The sequence below is a fragment of the Massilia consociata genome (genome assembly GCF_042432755.1).
Taxonomy (GTDB): domain Bacteria; phylum Pseudomonadota; class Gammaproteobacteria; order Burkholderiales; family Burkholderiaceae_D; genus Telluria; species Telluria consociata.
This window is the reverse complement of the sequence record NZ_JBHLWP010000013.1, coordinates 1-21865: the sequence shown is the minus strand read 5'-3', so window position 1 is coordinate 21865 and position 21865 is coordinate 1. Positions and strand designations below refer to the sequence as shown.

At 65.6% G+C, this 21865-nt stretch carries 17 protein-coding genes; 8 read left to right on the top strand and 9 right to left on the bottom strand.

Annotated features, from left to right (window positions below; genetic code table 11):
* Positions 1-52 precede the first annotated feature (52 nt).
* The 8 genes from budC to ACFFJK_RS13420 form a co-directional block, all read right to left on the bottom strand.
* The gene (gene budC, locus ACFFJK_RS13455; RefSeq protein WP_379679776.1) at positions 53-814 is read right to left on the bottom strand and encodes a meso-2,3-butanediol dehydrogenase; all 762 of its coding nucleotides are present in this window, start codon (positions 812-814) and stop codon (positions 53-55) included.
* Between the two features lie 67 nt (positions 815-881).
* Positions 882-3635, bottom strand: a complete 2754-nt coding sequence (locus ACFFJK_RS13450; RefSeq protein WP_379679775.1) for a PEP/pyruvate-binding domain-containing protein — start codon at positions 3633-3635, stop codon at positions 882-884.
* A 116-nt stretch (positions 3636-3751) separates the two neighbouring features.
* A complete protein-coding gene (locus ACFFJK_RS13445; RefSeq protein WP_379679773.1) occupies positions 3752-5911 on the bottom strand; it encodes a hybrid sensor histidine kinase/response regulator in 2160 nt (719 codons plus the stop codon).
* Positions 5912-5913: 2 nt separating this feature from the next.
* A complete protein-coding gene (locus ACFFJK_RS13440; protein ID WP_379679772.1) occupies positions 5914-7122 on the bottom strand; it encodes an ABC transporter substrate-binding protein in 1209 nt (402 codons plus the stop codon).
* 211 nt (positions 7123-7333) lie between these two features.
* A complete protein-coding gene (gene acnA, locus ACFFJK_RS13435; protein ID WP_379679771.1) occupies positions 7334-10042 on the bottom strand; it encodes an aconitate hydratase AcnA in 2709 nt (902 codons plus the stop codon).
* Positions 10043-10139: 97 nt separating this feature from the next.
* Entirely contained in the window at positions 10140-10694 is a 555-nt protein-coding gene (locus ACFFJK_RS13430; RefSeq protein WP_379679770.1) for a hypothetical protein, read from the bottom strand.
* Positions 10694-11683, bottom strand: coding sequence for an HpcH/HpaI aldolase/citrate lyase family protein (locus tag ACFFJK_RS13425; RefSeq protein ID WP_379679769.1), 990 nt, complete (start codon positions 11681-11683; stop codon positions 10694-10696). Before ACFFJK_RS13425 ends, ACFFJK_RS13430 begins: the two co-directional genes overlap by 1 nt.
* A gap of 107 nt (positions 11684-11790) precedes the next feature.
* Entirely contained in the window at positions 11791-12780 is a 990-nt protein-coding gene (locus ACFFJK_RS13420) for a malate dehydrogenase (protein ID WP_379679768.1), read from the bottom strand.
* 272 nt (positions 12781-13052) lie between these two features.
* On the opposite strand from ACFFJK_RS13420, the gene ACFFJK_RS13415 reads away from it, so the two are divergent.
* The 8 genes from ACFFJK_RS13415 (at position 13053) to ACFFJK_RS13380 (ending at position 20452) form a co-directional block, all read left to right on the top strand.
* Positions 13053-13817, top strand: a complete 765-nt coding sequence (locus ACFFJK_RS13415; protein ID WP_379679767.1) for a GntR family transcriptional regulator — start codon at positions 13053-13055, stop codon at positions 13815-13817.
* 338 nt (positions 13818-14155) lie between these two features.
* Positions 14156-14581, top strand: a complete 426-nt coding sequence (gene sdhC / locus ACFFJK_RS13410; protein WP_379679766.1) for a succinate dehydrogenase, cytochrome b556 subunit — start codon at positions 14156-14158, stop codon at positions 14579-14581.
* A gap of 2 nt (positions 14582-14583) precedes the next feature.
* Positions 14584-14952, top strand: coding sequence for a succinate dehydrogenase, hydrophobic membrane anchor protein (gene sdhD, locus ACFFJK_RS13405; RefSeq protein ID WP_379679764.1), 369 nt, complete (start codon positions 14584-14586; stop codon positions 14950-14952).
* A gap of 2 nt (positions 14953-14954) precedes the next feature.
* Positions 14955-16733, top strand: coding sequence for a succinate dehydrogenase flavoprotein subunit (gene sdhA, locus ACFFJK_RS13400; protein ID WP_379679763.1), 1779 nt, complete (start codon positions 14955-14957; stop codon positions 16731-16733).
* 65 nt (positions 16734-16798) lie between these two features.
* Positions 16799-17509, top strand: a complete 711-nt coding sequence (locus ACFFJK_RS13395) for a succinate dehydrogenase iron-sulfur subunit (RefSeq protein WP_379679762.1) — start codon at positions 16799-16801, stop codon at positions 17507-17509.
* 246 nt (positions 17510-17755) lie between these two features.
* Positions 17756-18022 (top strand): FAD assembly factor SdhE, encoded by a 267-nt coding sequence (locus ACFFJK_RS13390; RefSeq protein ID WP_379679760.1) that lies wholly within the window; start codon positions 17756-17758, stop codon positions 18020-18022.
* 107 nt (positions 18023-18129) lie between these two features.
* Positions 18130-19431, top strand: a complete 1302-nt coding sequence (gene gltA / locus ACFFJK_RS13385) for a citrate synthase (RefSeq protein ID WP_379679758.1) — start codon at positions 18130-18132, stop codon at positions 19429-19431.
* Positions 19432-19564: 133 nt separating this feature from the next.
* Positions 19565-20452 (top strand): PhzF family protein, encoded by an 888-nt coding sequence (locus ACFFJK_RS13380; protein ID WP_379679757.1) that lies wholly within the window; start codon positions 19565-19567, stop codon positions 20450-20452.
* Positions 20453-20458: 6 nt separating this feature from the next.
* On the opposite strand, the gene ACFFJK_RS13375 is transcribed toward ACFFJK_RS13380, so the two are convergent.
* A complete protein-coding gene (locus ACFFJK_RS13375) occupies positions 20459-21580 on the bottom strand; it encodes a glycoside hydrolase family protein (RefSeq protein ID WP_379679755.1) in 1122 nt (373 codons plus the stop codon).
* Positions 21581-21865: the final 285 nt, after the last annotated feature.

Here is a 21865-nt window from a genome sequence, read left to right as displayed (position 1 = left end):
CTGCTCGGTGCGCGGCCGTACACACGGCTTGTTTCCAAGATAATTCTTGAATTTACATGGGCGGTTGTCCGTTCGACGCCGTCAATCCGGCATCGACCGGCAGGTTCACGCCGGTGATGAGGCGTGCATCGTCGCTCGCCAGGAATGCCATCGCGGCCGCAATCCCCTCCGGATCCTCGGGCGCGCCGAGCGGCATGCGTTCCCTGAATTTGGCGACCAGCGCAGGATCGTTCACCATGTCCTCGGTCATCCTCGTTGCTGTGAAGCTAGGATTGACCGCATTCACCCGCACGCCATCCTTTGCCGCATCCATCGCCATCGCGCGCACCATGTTGCTGACCGCGCCCTTCGAGGTGTTGTAGGCGAACAGCTCCCAGTCCCCACCGAGCCCCGAGACGGAAGAGGTCATGACGATCGAACCGCGTGTCTTCACGAGTTCGGGCATCGCCGCCTTGGCCATGTGGAAGTAGCCGGCCACGTTGACCGCCATGACGCGTGCGAAGTCTTCCTCGCTCGTCTGCATGATGTCGCCTTCGGTTGCGACGCCGGCGTTGTTGATGAGGATATGCAGTCCGCCGAAGCGCGCGACGGCCGCCTTGACGGCCGCGGCCGCGGTTTCCTTGTCGGCGGTATCGCCAACCTGCACGAGCACGCAGTCCGGCGGGAGTCCGGCAGCGGCTTGCCTGAGCGTGGCTTCATCGATATCGAGCATCACGACCCGGGCGCCTTCGTCGAGAAAGCGGCGGGCGGCCGCCAGGCCGATGCCTGACGCCGCACCGGTAACGAGTACGACTTTGTCTGTGAAACGATTCATCCTTTCTCCTTCGGTGTCGGCCAACGTGGCTTGATCGACCATATCACAGCCGGTCGAACAGGACGTTTCAGTGCTGGCGGGCAAGCTCAAGCACGGTGACGGTGCCGTGTCCGCCGTCGACCTCGACGAACTGGCCATCATGCAGGCGGCGCAGCACATCGGCGATTCCTGCGACGCAAGGCTTGTTGAACTCCCGCGCCACCAGTGCGCCATGCTGCAGCACCCCACCGACTTCGAGGACGATGGCGCCGGCGCTGACGAACAATGGCGTCCAGCCCGGATCGGTGGTCCGCGCGACAAGAATATCGCCAGGTTCGATGGATTTTTCATGGGCGTTGCCCAGGCATTTCACGCGCCCCCTCGCCACCCCGGGCGAAAGCGGCACGCCGCGCAGTTGCCCGGGCACATCCGCCCCTGGGGGCGCACGCAGGATACGTCCGCGCGAGTCGATCAGGGCAGGGAAGGCATGCACCTGGCGCGCCAGCAGGTCGGCAAAGGCGGTGCGCTGCGCGCGGCGCGCGCGCAGGAAACCGGCAGCGCCGGCGCCCGCCGCTGCCAGCTCGGCTTCCAGCTCGGCTTCCAGGTCGGCGTGGCACAGCCCGAAGACGTCCTCGGGCCTGTCCAGCCGGCCCTTGGCCACCAGCGCTTCGCCTGCTGCCAGAGCCTGGCGCCGCACCTGCTGGCGCGCCAGCAGCTTGAAATACTTCGGCGTGTCGCGCGTCCCGGCAAACAGGCCGCTGATCCGGTACAGGCGCCGCAGCAGCAGGCGCCGCAGCCAGCCGAAGCGCGCCTGCAGCTGGCGATAGCCATCCTCGCGCCGGGCCGCCAGTTCGCGTTGTGCCTGCTCGGGATCGACTTCTGCCGGCGCAGCAGCCATGAACGACATCTGCCGCAGCAGCATCAATGGATCGTCCGCGTAAGCCGGATTGGCCAGGTCCATTTCGCCGGGGCCGCGGCAACCGTGACGGTCGAGAAACGCGTCCCATGCATGGAGGAAGGCGGGCGGCATCTCGCGGCGCGCGATCCTCGCCTTCAGCGCATCGAGGTCGGCATAATCGGCGGGCGCCAGCATGCGGGCCAGGCGGAACATGGCGATACCCATCCCTACCACCAGGTTGCCGGACGTTCCAAGCATCAGCTGCGCCATCAGGCTTTGCTCGTCGGGCCGCCGCTTGTGCGCCAGGCCGGCCATCATGCCCATCGCACCGACGCCGGCGAGCATCGCCGGCATGGCGACTTCGAGGATTGCTTTCATCGCCTGCGGGGCGAGCTCCTCGCCGGCCTGGGCCGGCGTCAGGTCCGCAGCCACGGGGGCCTTGAGCCGGTCGATACAGGCACGTTCACGGGCCAGATACCGGCGGTGTGCGCGTTCGGGCGCGACGAAGGCGACGGCGCTGCGCCACAGCCCGCGCCGCAGCGTCCACAGCACGCGCGGCAGGAGCCGCAGTGCCGGCAACAGCGGCGGCCGCACAGGCGCGCGGTAGCGCGCGACATCGATGGTGGCGAGCGTCTCGGCGAGCAGGCGGTCGGTCGGCGCATTGCTGCGCGCAAGCTTGGCGGGCGTTGCCAGCCACAGTAGCCTGGAGAGATTCAGGTACATGCGCCCGCCTCCGATGCAGAGCCAGCCGTCGGGGCGGTCGAGCGGGAAGTCGACAGGGCCGGCGCAGTGGGCGATCATCCGGCCGATGACCTGCTTCAGCCAGTCCTGTCCCATCGGCGAGACCGGGGCATCGAGCGTGAGCCCTTTGGCGAGCGCCACGTCCATGTAGAGCCGGCGCGGCGCCCCGGGCGCGGTGCACATCTCGGGCGCCAGCGGCACGTACGCCGTCACCGGCCTTGCCTGCAGGAGGTGCAGGGCGCCGCCTGCGCAGGCAAACTCGACGTCGACAGGGAATCCGAACAGCGCTTCCAGGCGCAACAGCACCTCCTTCAGGGCCGCCAGCTGCGCCATGCTCAGGCAGAACCCGTCGCGCCGGGTCTCGTCCCGCCGCGTGCCTCCTTGCGGCGCCAGTACGGAGCGGGACTGCTTGCTTCCCAGGGTTTGCGCCAGCAAGTGTCCGTTGGTCTTGTCGAGGACGAACTGGTCCGGCATCACGCTGCCGTCGACCACCGATTCTCCCAGCCCCCAACTGGCGCTGACAAGCATCTCGTCGAAGTCGTTCGTCAATGGGTTGATCGAAAATCCCACGCCGGCCACCTCGCTGTCGACCTGATGCTGGACGACGACCGCGATGGCGGGCTCGAACACGGGCAGGCCGCGTGCGGCCTTGTAGGCCAGCACGCGCGCATCGAGGCAGGAAGCGAAGCAATCGCGGATGGCTCGCTCGAGTTCCGGCCCCGGCACGCCGAGCAGGCTGCGGTACATGCCGGCGTACGACGCGCCGGCCAGGTCTTCGTCGGGAGAGGACGAGCGCACCGCGAAGCGTGCGCCTTCGCAGTCCGCGCCGCACAGGCCGCGCAGCTGTGCGAGCGCGTCGCGTTGCGCCGCTTCGAGGGCGAGGCCATGGATCTGCGCCGCCAGCGCCGCGCAATGCGGTGCCCACCCGGACCGGGGCGAGCCGAGCAGGGCTTCCCATGCAGGCGTCGCTCTCAACCGGGCGACCCAGGGGGCGAAGAAGCCGGTTGTCAGGATCACGGCGGGCGGCACGGCGAAACCGGCCGACGCCAGCTGCTGCAACGACCATGCCTTGCCGCCGATCGCGGCGCGCGGAACCTCACCGTCGGACGGCAGGGGGAGCAAGAGTGGGAGCGGCGAGGCAAGCTGTTCGTCGCGCACGACTACGCGCGCCGCATGGTCCCGCTGTTCCGCGCCTGCATGCATGGCCGACCCCGCTGTTTTGTCGATTCGGCAATACTAAATCGAAACGCCGGGCATGACCAGCGGCATGTGAGGCACAGTCCGGGCACTCCTTGATGGACTGGCATTGCCTCCTGGGCTCACGCGCGCGGGTGCGCTCCAGGCGCGGCTTTCAGGCGTGCAATGGTGTCGATCAATTCGTCCGCCACGATCGGCTTGACCAGGTGGTCCGCAAAGCCGGCCTGCAGCGACATCCGGCGATCCTGTTCCTGGCCGTAGCCGCTCACGGCAATGAGCGTGGAGCCGGCGCAGCGCGGCAGCTGCTTCAAGGCCTTGGCCAGCGCATGCCCGCTCATGTCCGGCAGGCCGATATCGAGCAGGATGAAGTCGAAATCTTCCCGTCCGGCCGCCGCCAGCGCGGCCTGCGCCGAATGCCCGGTCGTCACCCGGTGCCCCGCGGACCGCAGCAGCATGGCCAGGGTGTTGGCGGCGTCGACGTTGTCGTCCACGACCAGGACGCGGCTGGCATCCGTTCCGGCGCCGGTGGGGGCGGCAGGATCGGCAGGAGCGGCAGAAGTGGCAGGAGCTGCGGCGGCAGCAGTGGCAGCGGCGGACGCGGGCGCGCCCTGGACGGCAGGCAGCAGCGGCAGGCGGATGGTAAACGTGCTGCCCTGGCCGGCGCCAGTGCTGTGCGCCTCGACGCTGCCGCCATGCAGCTCGACCAGCTTCTTCACCAGGGCCAGCCCCAGCCCGAGCCCGCCCTGCGCACGGTCGGGCGTGCGCTGGCCCTGGGTGAACAGGTCGAACACGGCCGGCAACAGGTCCGGATCCATGCCGATGCCGTTGTCCTGCACCCGCAGGACTGCGCTCCCGCCCTGCTGCTGCAGGCAGACGCGCAGTTCGCCGCCGTCGGGCGTGTATTTCGCGGCATTGTTGAGCAGGTTGGCCGCCACCTGGATCAGCCTGGTCCGGTCGCCGCTCACAGGCAGGGGATTTGGGGCGATGTCCAGCGCCAGGCGGTGTCCCCGGGCTTCGATCACGGGGACGACCTGCTCGACGGCTTCGCGCAGCACGGCGCCGAGTTCCACTTCCGATTTGTTGATCGTGACCAGGCCGCGCGTGACGCGCGAGACGTCCAGCAGGTCGTCGACGAGGTGCGTCATGTGCGTCACCTGGCGGCCGATGACCTCGCTGGCCTGCCGTACCCGGGGCTCGTGCGCAAAGAGCATGCGCAGCAGCTGTGCGGCGCTGCTGATCGGCGCAAGCGGATTGCGCAGCTCGTGCGCCAGCATGGCCAGGAACTCGTCCTTGCGCTGGTGTTCCCGCTGCAGGTGCTCCTGCTGCAGGTGCAGGCGGTCGAGCATCTGGTTGATCGACCTGGCGAGCGTGATCGTTTCGCTGCTGCCAACAAGTTCGGCACGGTGCTCGGTAATGCCTTCTTCGCCAAGCCTGCCGGCAAACTGTTCGAGCTTGCGCAGGTCCTGGGTCAGGCCAAGCGACAGGCGCGAACCGAGCAGGAACACCACCAGGGCAAGCAGCACCGCGATGCCGCCGATCAGGCCGTATTGGGACGAGGGCGTCTCGAGGATATCGCCGAGCCTGGAGGTGTCCACGCGCAGCATCAGGCCCAGATTCCCCAGCTGGGCCGGCACCTTGACCGGTATCTCCAGGTAAGGGGCCGCCGGGGTGGCCTGCGCCTGCGTCTTCCATGTCAGCATGGCGGCGGGCCCGGGGTGCAGGTCCTGCACCCTGACCTTGTAGACCAGCGCGCCTTCGGGGGTATTGGTACGCGAGTAGCGCAGCAGGCTCACGCCGACGAGTTCCGCGCTGTCGGGCCGGTTGAAGATGGCCGCCGTTTCCACCCCCTGGTCGATGCGCGCGCGCAGCCAGGCCAGTTGTTCCTGGTCGAAGCGCTCCAGGCCATTGCCCGCGACCGCCTTGCCTTCGAAATCGGTGAACAGGACCTGGACCGGGATGCCGTTGATCTGGCGCAGGCCGCCGAGGAAGGGAGCCAGGTAGGTTTCCCTTCCCGCGCTGTCGACGAGGCCGGTTGCCAGGATAGGGCTGTCCGCCACCTCCTCCATGCGCGAGACGAGCGTGGCGAGCGTGTTGCCGACCGTCCGCGCGTGGAACGCCGCTTCGCGCTGCTGCAGCAGCGCGACCGCTGCGTCATGCTGGCGATCGACCAGCCAGAGCGAGGCCGCCGTCGCCAGCAGGACGGCGGCAGCGGCCAGGATCGCCGATGCGAGCGCAAAGCGCCGCGTCAGGCTCGCGGTGCCGAGCTTCGACCAGGGGTTCATGATCAGTCGTCGGTCGGCACGAGCACGCCGTCTGCGCGGTAGCGCGCAATCAGGAGTTCCCGCTCGCCCAGGGCTTCATGGCGGGTCGGCGAGAACGGCGGCGCATAGGTCTTGATCAGGCCGCGATGCACGCGCACCTTTTCCAGGGCATCGCGCACCGCCTTCCTGTCGGTGCTGCCGGCCAGGTCGATCGCCTTGGCCAGGATGTGCATCAGGTCGTAGGCATGCGCCACGCCCACCGGTCCGTGGATGTCCTCGATCCTGCGCACCGGAGACACCGTCGCGACGCTGGCCATGAAGCGGGCGAGCTGCTTCTTGTCGGCCCTGAAGAACGAAAAGGTCTGGATCACGGAAAAGTCCACCTCGTTCAGGGCCGGCCCCGCCTGCCTGACGAACTCGCCCCCGGTGACGCCCCAGTGGCTCAGGATCGGGATACGTTCGGCTTTGGGCAAGGCCGCCACTTCGCGCACCAGGATGGCGGCTTCGTCGTCGTTGGCGACCAGGACGATCGCCTGGGCGCCGGCGCTGCGCAGTGCCTTGTACTTGGCGACCAGGGTCTGGTCGCGCCAGTTGTACCAGGCGGTCTGCACGATCGTGATGTTCTTGTTTGCCGCGGCAAATTTTTCGGCCGCGGCCAGGTTGCTGCGTCCCCATGAGGTGTTCGTCAGCAGCAGTCCGACTCGCGGCAAGCCCCGCTTGTGCGCCGTTTGCAGCAGCTTGGGCATGGCCAGGCTGTCCCGCAGCGACAGGCGGTAGACGTAATTGGGCTGCATGCCGTTATCGATGATCCCGTCAGCCGACGACCAGGTCGCCATGAACAGGGTCCTGGTGGCTTTCAGGGTCGGCAGCTCTTCGATGATCACCGGACTGAAGCGGCCGCCGAACACGGCAACGAGGTCCGGCATGCGCGCGAATTCTTCGATATTGCGGATGCCACGGGCCGGGATCGAGCGATGATCCTTGGTGACAAGCTCGATCGGCCTGCCTTTCAATACGCCGCCGGCGCGGTTGATTTCGGCGATGGCCGTGCGCAGGCCCAGCTCGACGGCCTGGGCCGAGGTGCTGTTGTCCAGGCCGAATTCGGCATCGAGGCCAATGCGGACCGGCACCGGCTCGGCCCTTGCGCCGACGGACCCCACGATCATGAGGATGATACCGGCCAGCATGCCAGCCAGGGCCTTGCTCAAACGGGAAGCGATCAGGTTCAGCATATCATTCGAGAAAAAATCGGTTCAGTATTGTAATCGGCAAACTCGCAGGAGGGGGCGCGACACGTTACTGGACGCAAGGCGCTCGGCGCGGCACGGCAGCTGCAGAAGTGCCGTTGCGGCACCACCTGGCAAAGACAAAAGGCCGGAACCCTCGCGGGTCCCGGCCTTTTCACTTGCGCGGCAAGCAGCCCGCTCGCGCGGGCCCTGCCAATTACGCAGCCAGCAGCTGGCGCAGCACGAACGGCAGGATGCCGCCATGCTTGTAGTAGTCGACTTCGATCGGGGTGTCGATACGCAGCAGCACTTGCACTTCCTGCGATTCGCCGTTTTCGCGGTGGATCACCAGGGTGGCCAGTTGTTGCGGCTTGATCTCGCCTTCCAGGCCCTTCAGGTCGTAGGTTTCCTTACCGGTAATGCCCAAGGACTCGACGCTGTCGTTGCCGATGAACTGCAGCGGCAGCACGCCCATGCCCACCAGGTTCGAACGGTGGATACGCTCGTACGAACGGACCACCACGGCCTTCACGCCCAGCAGCTGGGTGCCCTTGGCTGCCCAGTCGCGCGACGAGCCGGTGCCATACTCTTCGCCGCCGAAGATCATGGTCGGGGTGCCTTCCGCCACGTACTTCATTGCCGCGTCGTAGATCGACATCTGTTCGCCGGTCGGTTGGTGGATCGTGATGCCGCCTTCGACCGCCGAACCGTCCGCTTTTGGCGGGATCATCTTGTTCTTGATGCGCACGTTGGCGAAGGTGCCGCGCATCATGATCTCGTGGTTGCCGCGGCGCGAGCCGTAGGAGTTGAAGTCGGCCTTCAGGACGCCATGGTCCTTCAGCCACTTGCCTGCCGGGCCGTCTTCCTTGATCGAACCTGCCGGCGAGATGTGGTCGGTGGTGATCGAGTCGCCGAACACGCCCAGCGCGCGCGCGCCGGTGATGCCGGTGGCGGCAGCCTTCGGGGTCATCTCGAAGTCGGCGAAGAACGGCGGCTCGGCGATGTAGGTCGATTCCGGCCAGTTGTAGACCTGGCCTTCGGTCGACGACACGCGCTCCCACAGTTCGCCCGGGTTGCCCTTCACGTCGGCGTAGTTCTTCTTGTACACCTCCGAGTTCATCGCCAGGCGCATCAGTTCGCCGACTTCCTGCGACGACGGCCAGATGTCGCCCAGGTAGACGTCGACACCGTTCTGGTCGCGGCCAACCGGCTCGCTCATCAGGTCCTTCGTCATGTTGCCGGCGATCGCGTAGGCGACGACCAGCGGCGGCGAGGCCAGGAAGTTCGAGCGGATGTTCGGGTGGATACGCGCTTCGAAGTTACGATTGCCCGACAGGACGGCCGACGCGACGATGTCGTTCTCGACGATCGCGGCGTTCAATTCCGGGGTCAGGTCGCCGGCGTTGCCGATGCAGGTGGTGCAGCCGTAGGCGGTCACGCCGAAGCCCAGCTTTTCCAGGTAAGGCAGCAGGCCGGCGGCGGTCAGGTATTCGGTGACCACGCGCGAGCCGGGGGCCAGCGAGGACTTGATGTGCGGCGCCACGGTCAGGCCGCGCTCGACCGCTTTCTTGGCCAGCAGGCCGGCAGCCAGCAGCACGCTCGGGTTCGAGGTGTTGGTGCACGAGGTGATCGCGGCGATCAGGACGTCGCCGTTCTTCACGCGCACGCCGTTGCTGGTCTCGTAGACTTTCGACAGGTCTTCCGGCGACTTGTTGAAGCCGTTCTGGGTGGTCGGCTTGCTGAACAGTTCGGTGAAGGTGTTCTTCACGTGGCCCAGCTCGATACGGTCCTGCGGGCGCTTCGGGCCGGCCAGCGACGGGGTCACGGTCGACAGGTCCAGTTCCAGCACGCGGGTGTAGTCGATCTCGCCTTCCTGCGGGATGCCGAACATGCCCTGGGCCTTGTAGTAGCCTTCGAAGGCAGCCAGTTCTTCTTCGGTACGGCCGGTGCCGCGGAAGTAGTCGACGGTTGCTTCATCCACCGGGAAGAAGCCCATGGTCGCGCCGTATTCCGGGGCCATGTTGGCGATGGTGGCGCGGTCGGTGGTCGACAGCGAGCGGGTGCCTTCGCCGAAGAACTCGACGAACTTGCCCACGACTTTTGCATGGCGCAGCATTTCGGTGACCGTGAGGACCAGGTCGGTCGCGGTGCAGCCTTCGCGCAGCTTGCCCTTCAGGTTGACGCCGATGACGTCCGGGGTCAGGAAGTAGACCGGCTGGCCCAGCATGCCGGCTTCCGCCTCGATGCCGCCCACGCCCCAGCCGACAACGCCGACGCCGTTGATCATGGTGGTGTGCGAGTCGGTGCCCACCAGGGTGTCCGGGTAGAACACGTCGCCCTGGCGCATCACGCCGCGTGCCAGGTATTCCAGGTTGACCTGGTGGACGATGCCGAAGCCCGGCGGCACGACGCCGAAGGTGTCGAATGCCTGCATGCCCCACTTCATGAACTGGTAGCGCTCGTTATTGCGCTGGAATTCCAGTTTCATGTTCAGGTCGAGCGCGCCCGGCTCGCGGAAGTGGTCGATGGTGACCGAGTGGTCGACCACCAGGTCGACCGGCACCAGCGGCTCGATCTTCTTCGGATCGGCGCCGGTCTTGGCGGCGACGTTGCGCATGGCGGCCAGGTCGGCCAGCAGCGGCACGCCGGTGAAGTCCTGCAGCACGACGCGGGCGACGACGAACGGGATCTCGTCGGTACGCTCGGCGGTGGCGCCCCAGTTGGCGAGCTGCTTGATGTGCTCTTCGGTGACCTTCTTGCCGTCGCAGTTACGCAGCACGGATTCGAGGACGATACGGATCGACACCGGCAGGCGCGACAGGTTCACACCGAGGGCTTCACCCAGGGCTGGCAGCGAGTAGTACTGGCCGGTACGGCCGGCGCCGGCCGGGAATTCCTTCAGAGTGTTGAGGGTGTTGTGAGACATTATCTCTCCTTCAGTGGGGATATTGTTATTTCAATACCGTTAGTGCAGCTTAAGTAGTGCAGCTTAAACTCAGGCGATACCCGGCTTGCGCCGTGCATCATCCGTTCTTTTGCGCAGGCGCCGCGGCCGTGACCGTCGCAGCCTGCTCGGCGTTCTTGCATTCGTTGGCCAGCTGGCGGTTCAGCTTCGAGTCCAGCAGGATGCCCTTGGACGGGATGCCGATCCAGACCAGGCCCCAGTACGGATTCTCGAAGCGCAGCGCGCCCGTGGTGGTGCCGACGCGGTTCATGCGGTGCAGGCGCTTCTTCCAGCGCAGCGCGATGTGGGCGTCGTCGCTCGCGTTCGTGTAGATCGTGAGCTTGTTGCCGAGTTCGCACGCATACTCGGTGACGACCGTGTCGGTGATGTCCGGCTCGGCTTCGTCTTCCGGCTTGTGCGCCACCGCCGCGGCTGCGCCGGCAGCGCCGGCAACCGCGGCGCCGGCGGCGGCTTTCGCCGCCTTCTTCGGTGCCGCTTTCGGCTTGGCCTTGGCTTTCAGGACCGCTTCGGCTTTCGGGTGTTTTTCGGGTGCGGCAGACGCGGGCGCGCATATGCCGGCAGCCGCGAGCGCACATGCGCAGGCGGCCAGGAGTCGGGGGAGGAGGGGGGCCATCAGTTGGATTCCGTGTGGTTGACGATTGCCGCGGCGGCTTCCGGCAGCGCCAGGCCAGCCAGTTTCGCGCGCTGCAACACGGTCCAATAATATCGGTAGCTCGCACGGTCGTGCAAGCGGCCGTGCTGGGCGATGGGGCCCCATCCCGCATTCATCGCTTCGGTCAGGATGTTGGTGGCTTCGTTCACTTCCGACAGGCGCGGCGTGAAGGCTTTCAGGATCGGCTTGATCTGGTCCGGATGGATGCTCCACATCCGGGTGAAGCCAAATTCGGCGCCGGCGCGCTGGGCGTCGTTGGCCACCACCGCGCTGTCCCTGATGTCGGTAGTCACGTTATGCGAGGCCACTTTGCCGTGCGCATGGCAGGCCGCGACCATTTCGAGCTTGGCGCGCACCACCAGCGGGTGCGTGAACTGGCCCGGGGTGCGCATGGCGCTGGCCGGCACGGCGCCGTAGTGGCTTGATACAAAGTCCATGATGCCGAAGGACAGGCACTCGACCTGGGGCAGGGCAGCGATGTCGTAGGCCGCGCGCAGCGCGCCATGGGTTTCGATCAGCACGTGCACCGGCAGGTCCGACCGGCCGGCCCTGGCGGCATGCTGGTTGATCAGGTCGATGGCGCCGCGGACTTCGTCGACGCTCTCCACCTTCGGCAGCACCACGTAGGCCAGGCGCGCAGCGGTGGCGCCGACGATGGCGGCCACGTCGCCCGCGAAGTGCACGCTCTTGGTGTCGTGCAGGCGCACGCCGATGCGGTTGAAGCGATTGTCCTCGCTGTTGATCAGTTGGGTCACCAGCAGGGCGTGTTCGGCCTCTGCTCCGGCAATGGCGCCGTCTTCGCAATCGAAGGTGATGTCGAACAGGGGCCCAAGCTCTTGTTGCAGGGCCATCGATTTGCGCATCAGCTTCTCCGAGCCGGCGTAGTGGTCGCAGGCGGGGAGCAGGAGCGGCTGGCGTTTGCCCTGGAATAAAACCTCGGAAGGATGCATGGTCGGTCTTGAAACGAATCGGCCATGCCGGCAGGATGGACGCTGCACGGCACGGCACGGGTGGCGCAGGCAAGGCCTGCACCGTTCTTAAAACACGCTGCCGGCGCTTATGCCAGCAGGTGAGCGACGCCGGCGCGCTCTTCTTCGAGCTCTTTCAGCGTCAGGTTGATGCGCTCTTGCGAGAACTCGTCGATCTCCAGGCCCTGGACGATCTTGTACTCGCCGTTCTCGGTGGTCACCGGGAAGCCGAACATCACGCCTTCCGGGATGCCGTACGAACCGTCCGACGGGATGCCCATGGTGGTCCACTTGCCGCCGGTGCCCAGCACCCAGTCACGCACGTGGTCGATCGCCGCGTTGGCGGCCGATGCCGCCGACGAGGCGCCACGCGCTTCGATGATCGCTGCGCCGCGCTTGCCGACGGTCGGCAGGAAGGTGTCGCGGTTCCAGGCGTCGTCGTTGATCATTTCCTTGACCGACTGGCCGTCGATGGTCGCGAAGCGGTAGTCGGCGTACATGGTCGGCGAGTGGTTGCCCCACACGGCCATCTTCTCGATGGCGCCGACCGGCTTGTTCAGCTTGGCGGCAACCTGCGACAGGGCGCGGTTGTGGTCCAGGCGCAGCATGGCGGTGAAGTTCTTGGCCGGCAGGTTCGGGGCCGACTTCATGGCGATGTAGGCGTTGGTGTTGGCCGGGTTGCCGACCACCAGCACTTTCACGTCACGCGAAGCGACGGCGTCCAGCGCCTTGCCCTGCACGGTGAAGATCTGGGCGTTGGCTTCGAGCAGGTCCTTGCGCTCCATGCCCGGGCCGCGCGGACGGGCGCCGACCAGCAGGGCCACGTCGGCGTCCTTGAAGGCGGTCATCGGGTCGGCGTGGGCGGTCATGCCGGCCAGCAGCGGGAATGCGCAGTCGTCGATTTCCATCATGACGCCCTTGAGCGCCTTCTGTGCCTTCTCGTTGTCGATCTCGAGCAGCTGCAGGATGACCGGCTGGTCCTTGCCCAGCATGTCGCCGTTGGCGATGCGGAACAGCAGGGAATAGCCGATCTGGCCGGCCGCGCCGGTGACGGCAACGCGCATTGGGGTTTTAGCCATGATGAATCTCCAAAGTGGGAATGAAAACGGTCGAGCCGAGGAATGCCTGTTTGGGAAAACAGCAATGATACCAAAAGAGGCACCCTGTCAAATGGATATCGCGCGCGACCATTGAGGGCCTTGCCAGCATGGGCGCGCCGAGGTCCAGCCGACCGCGAGTTTATGCCTCGAGTATTCTATCTGTCAATTCATATCATATGTCTTATATAAGACACATGTCTTGGCAGTCATATACTGGACGGATATGCACATTTGTGGTGAAATCGCGGTCTATGAACCCCCATCCGTCCACCAGCAGCGATGCGAGCGGCACCGACGCATCGCCGTCGTTCCGCCCGCTGTACCAGCAGATCAAGGCATTGATCACCCAGAGCCTGCAGTCGGGCGAATGGAAGCCTGGCGAGCTGATGCCGAGCGAGGTCGAACTGGCGGGGCGGTTCAAGGTCAGCCAGGGCACGGTGCGCAAGGCGATCGACGAGCTCGCGGCCGAGAACCTGGTGGTGCGCCGCCAGGGCAAGGGCACGTTTGTTGCCAGCCATGCCGAAGAGCGCGCGCATTTCCGCTTCCTGCGCCTGATGCCCGACGAGGGCATTCCCCACCATCCGGACAACCGCTTCATCGCCGTGCTGCGCATCCGCGCCACGGCCGAGGTCGCGCGCCTGCTCGAACTGAAGTCGGGCGACGCGGTCGTGTACATCAAGCGGGTGCAGTCGTTCGACGGGGTGCCGACCATCCTGGAGGAGTTGTGGCTGCCGGGGCAACTGTTCAAGGGCTTGAGCGCCGAGCGCCTGGTGGAATACAAGGGGCCGATGTACGGGCTGTTCGAGTCCGAGTTCGGCACGCGCATGATCCGCGCCACCGAAAAGATCCGCGCGGTGGCGGCCGATGCCGCCGCCAGCGAACACCTGAAGGTGCCCGAGGGCACGCCGCTGCTGTGCGCGGACCGGGTGTCGTTCACGTACGGCGACAAGCCGGTCGAGCTGCGGCGCGGGATCTACTCGACGGCGCGCCACCATTACCAGAACGAGCTGTCGTAACGGATGTGAGAACGAAATCCGTAGGGTGGGCGGGGGAAAAGAGTCCGGTGGACTGTTTTCCCGCCCACGCGGTGATAGGTTTCGGTTGAATTGTCGCGGCAGTGCCGCCGATAGTTGGCCGCGTGGGCAGGAAACCTGCCCACGCTACAAGGGCTAGAGCCTCTGCAGGGATCGCACGGAGCGATTAAAATAAGTTGGTTTTGCGTAAGCGACGAACAGTGCCCGGTTCGCCGCAGGGATGCCCCGGTTTTCTTCTACTGGATGCTTGGTGCCCCGTCACAAAATCGGCGAAAATGAAGGGTTCATTAAAAAACTGTCGTCATAGAGGGAGGTGTACCATGTCCGAAGCCGTGAGAGAAGCAAGCAAAAAAGGGCGGCCGGAGTTCCGCAACGTTGGCATTGGGGATATTACTAGCAAATATCGCATGCCACCATCGGCCATCGTGTCGATCCTGCACCGCGTCAGCGGGGCGGGCCTGTTCCTGTTCCTGCCGTTCCTGCTGTACCTGCTGCAGCAAAGCCTGGTGTCCGAAATCTCGTTCGAGCATTTCCGCGGTATCGTCGATAACCCGTTCGCCAAGATCATCCTGCTGGGCCTGTCCTGGGCCTACCTGCATCACTTCGTCGCCGGCGTCCGCCACCTGTTCATGGACAACCACATTGCCCTGGACAAGGATGCTGCGCAGAAGACCGCACGCTGGGTGCTGGTCATTAGCCTGGCGCTGACCGTGCTGGTCGGCCTGAAACTGTTCGGAGTCTTTTAATCATGGCAAACAAGAATAATATCGGACCGCGCCGCCTCGTCGTCGGCGCCCATTATGGCGTGAAGGACTGGCTGGCGCAGCGCGTCACCGCCATCGTCATGGCCGTCTTCACCGTTGTCCTGCTGGTCGCCTTCCTGACCGGCCAGAATTTCACCTACGAAGGCTGGGCGGGCCTGTTCGCCAAGCAGTGGTTCAAGCTGTTCGCGCTGGTGACCTTCCTGGGCCTGTTCTACCACGCCTGGGTCGGCGTCCGTGACATCTGGATGGACTACGTCAAATCGGCAGGCCTTCGCCTGATGCTGCAACTGGCGACCATCTTCTGGCTGCTCGCCTGCGCCGCCTGGACCGTGCAAATTCTCTGGAGTGTGTAATCGTGGCAGCAATCAAAACTGCAATCCCTACCCGCCGCTTTGACGCGGTCATCGTTGGCGCCGGCGGTTCCGGCATGCGTGCATCGCTGCAGCTGGCCGAAGCCGGCCTGAACGTGGCGGTGCTGTCGAAAGTGTTCCCGACCCGTTCGCACACCGTGGCTGCCCAGGGCGGCATCGGTGCTTCGCTGGGCAACATGAGCGAGGACGACTGGTACTGGCACATGTTCGACACCGTCAAGGGTGGCGACTACCTGGGCGACCAGGATGCAATCGAATTCATGTGCCGCGAAGCACCGAAGGTCGTGTACGAGCTCGAACACTTCGGCATGCCGTTCGACCGCAACCCGGACGGCACCATCTACCAGCGCCCGTTCGGCGGCCACACCGCGAACTTCGGCGAAAAGCCGGTCCAGCGCGCCTGCGCGGCGGCCGACCGTACCGGCCACGCGCTGCTGCACACCCTGTACCAGCGTAATGTCCGTGCCCGCACCCACTTCTTCGTCGAGTGGATGGCCCTGGACCTGATCCGCGACGCCGAGGGCGACGTGGTCGGCGTGCTGGCCCTGGAAATGGAAACCGGCGACGTGATGATCCTGGAAGCGAAGACCACCATCTTCGCCACCGGCGGCGCAGGCCGCATCTTCGCCGCATCGACCAACGCCTTCATCAACACCGGCGACGGCATGGGCATGGCGGCGCGCGCCGGCCTGCCGCTGCAGGACATGGAGTTCTGGCAGTTCCACCCGACCGGCGTGTCCGGCGCGGGCGTGCTCATCACCGAGGGCGTGCGCGGCGAGGGCGGTATCCTGATCAACTCGAACGGCGAACGCTTCATGGAGCGCTACGCGCCGACCCTGAAGGACCTGGCGCCACGCGACTTCGTCTCGCGTTCGATGGACCAGGAGATCAAGGAAGGCCGCGGCTGCGGTCCGAACAAGGACCATGTGCTGCTGGACCTGCGCCACATCGGCAAGGACACCATCGAAAAGCGTCTGCCGTCGATCCTGGAAATCGGCCACAAGTTCGCCAACGTCGACGCGACCAAGGAACCGATCCCGGTCGTCCCGACCATCCACTACCAGATGGGCGGCATCCCGACCAACATCCACGGCCAGGTCGTCGCACCTGACGGTGCCGGCGGCCAGAAGATCGTGGGCGGCCTGTACGCGATCGGCGAATGCGCCTGCGTGTCGGTCCACGGCGCCAACCGCCTGGGCACCAACTCGCTGCTCGACCTGGTGGTGTTCGGCCGCGCGGCCGGCAACCACGTGGTGGCGCAGAACCTGAAGCAGAAGGTCAACAAGGCCCTGCCGAAGGACGCCGCCGACGTCGCGCTGGAGCGCCTGAACCGCCTCGAGACCTCGACCGGCGGCGAGAAGGTCCAGCACGTGGCCAACGACATCCGCGCCGCCATGCAGAAGTTCTGCGGCGTGTTCCGTACCCAGGAACTGCTCGATGCCGGCGTCAAGGAAATCATGAAGCTGGACGAGCGCCGCAAGCACGTCTCGTTCAAGGACAAGTCGAAGGTGTTCAACACCGCCCGCGTGGAAGCGCTGGAACTCGACAACCTGATCGAGACCGCCAAGGCGACCATCGTGTCGGCCGCGGCGCGCAAGGAATCGCGCGGCGCCCACGCCCACAGCGACTACCCGACCCGCGACGACGAGAACTTCATGAAGCACACCTTGTTCTTCTCGGAAGGCAACCGCCTCGAGTACAAGGCTGTGGTGACCAAGCCGCTGACCGTCGACACCTTCAAGCCGAAGGCCCGTACTTTCTAATTTTGCGAAGGGCCGCGATTTCCGTTCGCGGCCCGCGCAGTGAAGCAAAACCTACAGGTAAAAACATGGCACGCACCGTCCAACTGAAGATTTACCGCTACGATCCGGACAAGGATACGAAGCCTTACATGCAAGACGTCACCGTCGAGCTGCAAGACACCGACAAGATGCTGCTCGACGTTCTCCAGCGCATCAAGTCGGACGTCGACGATTCGCTGGCCCTGCGCCGCTCCTGCCGCGAAGGCGTGTGCGGTTCGGACGCAATGAACATCAACGGCAAGAATGGCCTGGCCTGCACCACCAACCTGAACGAGCTGACCCAGCCGATCGTGCTGCGTCCGCTGCCGGGCCTGCCGGTCATCCGCGACCTGATCGTGGACATGACCAACTTCTTCAAGCAGTACCACTCGATCAAGCCGTACCTGATCAACGATTCGATCAAGCCGGAAAAGGAACGCCTGCAGACCCCGGAAGAGCGCGAAGAGCTCGACGGCCTGTACGAGTGCATCCTGTGCGCCTGCTGCTCGACCTCGTGCCCGTCGTTCTGGTGGAACCCGGACAAGTTCGTCGGCCCGGCAGGCCTGCTGCAGGCCTACCGCTTCATCGCCGACTCGCGCGACGAAGCGACCAACGCGCGCCTGGACAACCTGGAAGACCCGTACCGCCTGTTCCGCTGCCACTCGATCATGAACTGCACGGACGTGTGCCCGAAGGGCCTGAACCCGAACAAGGCGATCGGCAAGATCAAGGAATTGCTGGTCCGCCGCGCGATCTAAGGTTCTGCCCGCGTTTCGACACGCCCGCGTGGGTTGACCGCGTGGGTGACAAGCCGCCCACCCTGCAGGACCGCGATACCGTAGGGTGGTCGGCTGCGCCGACCGCGCGTCCAAGCGGCAGAAGCATTGCCGCGTAAATTGCAGCATCTGTATATAAAGATGCCGCAAATACAGTAAAAGTACCGTACTGCCTAATATCGGCATGCGGAGTATGATGTTGACCCAACAACGGACCAACGGACTCTAGTGAAAACGCATCAATCCGACCCCACGAACCGTGCCCGCCTGCGCTGGCGCGCCCGCCGTGGCCTGCTCGAGAACGATTTGATCCTCACGCGTTTTCTGGACGCGCATGAAGAAGAATTGACCGACGAGGAAGTCGATGCGCTGACCCGCTTGCTGGACCTGGCGGACAACCCGCTGATGGACCTGCTGCTGGGTCGCGCCGAGCCGGAGGGCGAGGTCGACCTGCCGCACGTGCGCGCCTTGCTGGCGCGGCTGCGGCAAGCGTAGTCCGGCCTACCGGTTCAGCTGAGCCGCTCGGCCGACCCGCCGGCCGGATCAGCCGGCGAGTTTTCGTTTTTTGTTTTTAAGATCCACTCCCACAAGAAGGAAGTGCCATGAATATCTCTGATACCAAAGCCACCCTGTCGTTCTCCGACGGCAGCCCGTCGGTCGACATGCCGATCTACAAGGGCACCATCGGCCCGGACGTCATCGACATCCGCAAGCTGTACGGCCAGACCGGCAAGTTCACCTACGACCCTGGCTTCATGTCGACCGCCGCTTGTAACTCGAGCATCACCTACATCGACGGTGACAAGGGCGAGCTGCTGTACCGCGGCTACCCGATCGAGCAGCTGGCCGTCAACTGCGACTTCCTGGAAACCTGCTACCTGCTGCTGAACGGCGAGCTGCCGAACGCCGAGCAGAAGGCCGAGTTCGAGAACACCGTGACCCGCCACACGATGATTCACGAGCAGATGAACTTCTTCTTCCGCGGCTTCCGCCGCGACGCGCACCCGATGTCGGTCCTGGTCGGCACCGTCGGCGCGCTGGCCTCGTTCTACCACGACTCGCTGGACATCAACGATCCCAAGCAGCGCGAGATCTCGGCCATCCGCCTGATCGCCAAGCTGCCGACCCTGGTCGCGATGGCATACAAGTACTCGGTCGGCCAGCCGTTCATGTACCCGCGCAACGACCTGTCGTACAGCGCGAACTTCATGCACATGATGTTCGCCAACCCGTGCGAAGAGTACAAGGTCAACGACGTGCTGGTGCGCGCCCTGGACCGCATCCTGATCCTGCACGCCGACCACGAGCAGAACGCATCGACCTCGACCGTCCGCCTGGCCGGTTCGTCGGGCGCCAACCCGTTCGCCTGTATCGCTGCCGGCATCGCCTGCCTGTGGGGCCCGGCACACGGCGGCGCGAACGAAGCCGCACTGACCATGCTGAAGGAAATCGGCTCGGTCGAGAACATCCCGGCCTTCATCGCCAAGGTCAAGGACAAGAACTCGGGCGTGAAGCTGATGGGCTTCGGTCACCGCGTGTACAAGAACTTCGACCCGCGCGCCAAGCTGATGCGCGAAACCTGCCACGAAGTGCTGAACGAGCTGGGCCTGCAGGACGACCCGCTGTTCAAGCTGGCGATGGAACTGGAACGCATCGCGCTGGAAGACGAATACTTCGTCTCGCGCAAGCTGTACCCGAACGTCGACTTCTACTCGGGCATCGTGCAGTCGGCCCTGGGCATCCCGGTCTCGCTGTTCACCGGTATCTTCGCCATGGCCCGTACCATCGGCTGGATCGCCCAGTGGAACGAGATGATCGCCGATCCGGAACAGAAGATCGGCCGCCCGCGCCAGCTGTTCGTGGGCTCGCCGGTGCGCGACGTGCCGACGATCGAAAAGCGTTAATCACTACGCGACGTCACTAGGGAAGCGGACTTCGGTCCGCTTTTTTTTGGTGCGCCGGCAATGCTGCGGCCGATGGAAGGCCTTGCGAGTACACTCATCGTCAGCCTTCGCCTTCACGCACCGGGAGCCAAGCATGGCACGCCTACCGATCAAGACCGTCGACGTCTTCACCACCGTACCGTTCAAGGGCAACCCGGTCGCCGTCGTGCTCGACGCCGCCGCACTTTCGGCGCTGCAGATGCAGCAGATCGCCCGCTGGACCAACCTGTCTGAAACCACCTTCGTACTGCCGCCGACGGAGCAGGGCGCCGACTACCAGGTCCGCATCTTCACGCCCGGCGCCGAGCTGCCGTTCGCGGGCCATCCGACGATCGGCACCGCGCATGCCCTGATGGAAGCGGGCATGGTGCAGGCGAAGGATGGCGTCCTGGTGCAGCAATGTGCTGCCGGACCCGTCAGGCTGCGGGTGGAGCAGGACGAGGGGGCAGGCCAGGGCGCTCCCTGGATTGCGTTCGAACTGCCCACGCCGAGCCTGACGGCCCTAAGCGCCGCCCAGGCCGGGCAATTGGAATCGATCCTCCGGGCAGACCTCGACGTGAACACCGAGCCCTACCTGGTCGATGTCGGCCCGCGCTGGATGGTTGCCCAGCTGACCAGCGCGCGGGCGGTGCTGGCTTGCGAGCCGGACCTGCAGCGCATGAGGGAGCAGGACAAACACAGCAGGCGCACGGGCGTGGTCATCTTCGGCGAGCACGATCCGGGCAGCCCCGCGGGCATCGAGGTGCGCGCCTTCGCGCCGGCCCATGGCGTCAATGAAGACCCGGTGTGCGGCAGCGGCACCGGCGCGGTGGCGGCCTACCTGCGCCATACCCGGCAGCTCGGGCGCTTCGGAAGCGCGTTATTGGCTACGCAAGGCGAGATGGTCGGGCGTGCCGGGCTGCTGCGCCTGTCGATCTCGAACGAGGCGATCTGGGTTGGCGGCAATACGATCACCTGCATTGACGGCACGCTGACTTGTTGAACGCTGTCAGCCCCCACTCAGCGCGATGCGCGTCGGCGCATCGCGCTCCACCCGCAACGTGTCGCCGGACAGGAACAGCTCCGTCACCTGGATCGTGCTGCGGCGCTGCTCGGGGCCGTCCGTGCCGCTTCCTGCCCCACTACCCGCGCCGCCCTGCACGCCGCCGCGCCCGGGATGGGTGAAGTAGAACAGCCAGGCGCGGTTGCCGTTCACCACCACGTCGCAATGCCCGCCGATAGCGCCGTCGTCAAGGCCGCGTCCCGGCTGCTGCAGCAGGTTGCCGGGCTGGCGGGTCCAGTGCATGGCATCCGGCGAGCGGTAGACGGCCAGGCCGCGCCAGACGTCGGTGATCATCCACCAGGCGCCGCGCCATTGGAACACCTTCGGCCCCTCGCCGGCCTGGTCGGCCACCACGCGGCCGCGATCAAGCCAGTTGGCCAGGTCCGGACTGTCGGCGTAATAGATCGCCTTGCGGTCGCGCTCGTTGTTGTACCACATGCGCCAGCCGCCGCCGGGGAGGCGGGTGACGGCGGCGTCGATGACGCGGTCCGAAGCCAGTTTGATCTCACGGGCGTTGCGCCAGGTGCGCAGGTCGGGGCTGGTGAGCTGGACGATGCGGCGCGGGTGGTTCCAGTCCGTGAACACGCCCGGCACCACGGTCAGGAACATGCGCCAGCTGCCATCGTCGGCGCGCACCACGTCGGGTGCCCAGTGCGTCGCCCCCGCGCCGCCCAGCGCCGCCGGCAGTTCGATGTCGGCCGTGCCGACATAGGACCAGGTGGCGCCTTCGTCGCGCGATTCGGCGATGCCGATCCGGGTGCCGTGCACCCACGATACGCCCGGCAGATCCGCGGCGTTGGCGCGGCGGTTGGTGTAGAACATCCACCAGCTGCCCCGCGCGGGGTTGTGCACGACGACGGGATCGGCGGCGCCGTCGAAGACCGGGTCGCGGAACAGCGGCTTGGCCGCGATGCGGCCGCGCGCGGGCGTCGGCTGGACGGCCGCAGGATCAGCCGCATGCTGCCCGGCGGGCTGGCGCGACGGCGGGCTGGCCGGTCCGGTTTGCCCAGCCGCGTGCGCGCTGGCGAGCAGGGAAGCACAAACGAGGTTACGTAGCAGAGCATTCATCGGCAGGCACGCAATCAGAAGCAGGAAAGAGGCAGCAGGGCCAGGCCTGCCGTGCCGGTCCTGTGTCGAGGCACGGCCTTAGTACGCCTAACAAAACCCTCTCGTTGCTCTATCGGCAACAGCCGGATACACTGAGCCTTGCCGAACGTCCGCAATCGGCCCAGACTGTGTAAAAACTCATCAGCTGGATCCGTAAGCCGAATTGTACGGCTCACGGTCTATTTAGAAGCCTATAAAAGCGCCATAGTCGTGGCCGACCTGTTTTTCAGTCCTCGACAAGACCAG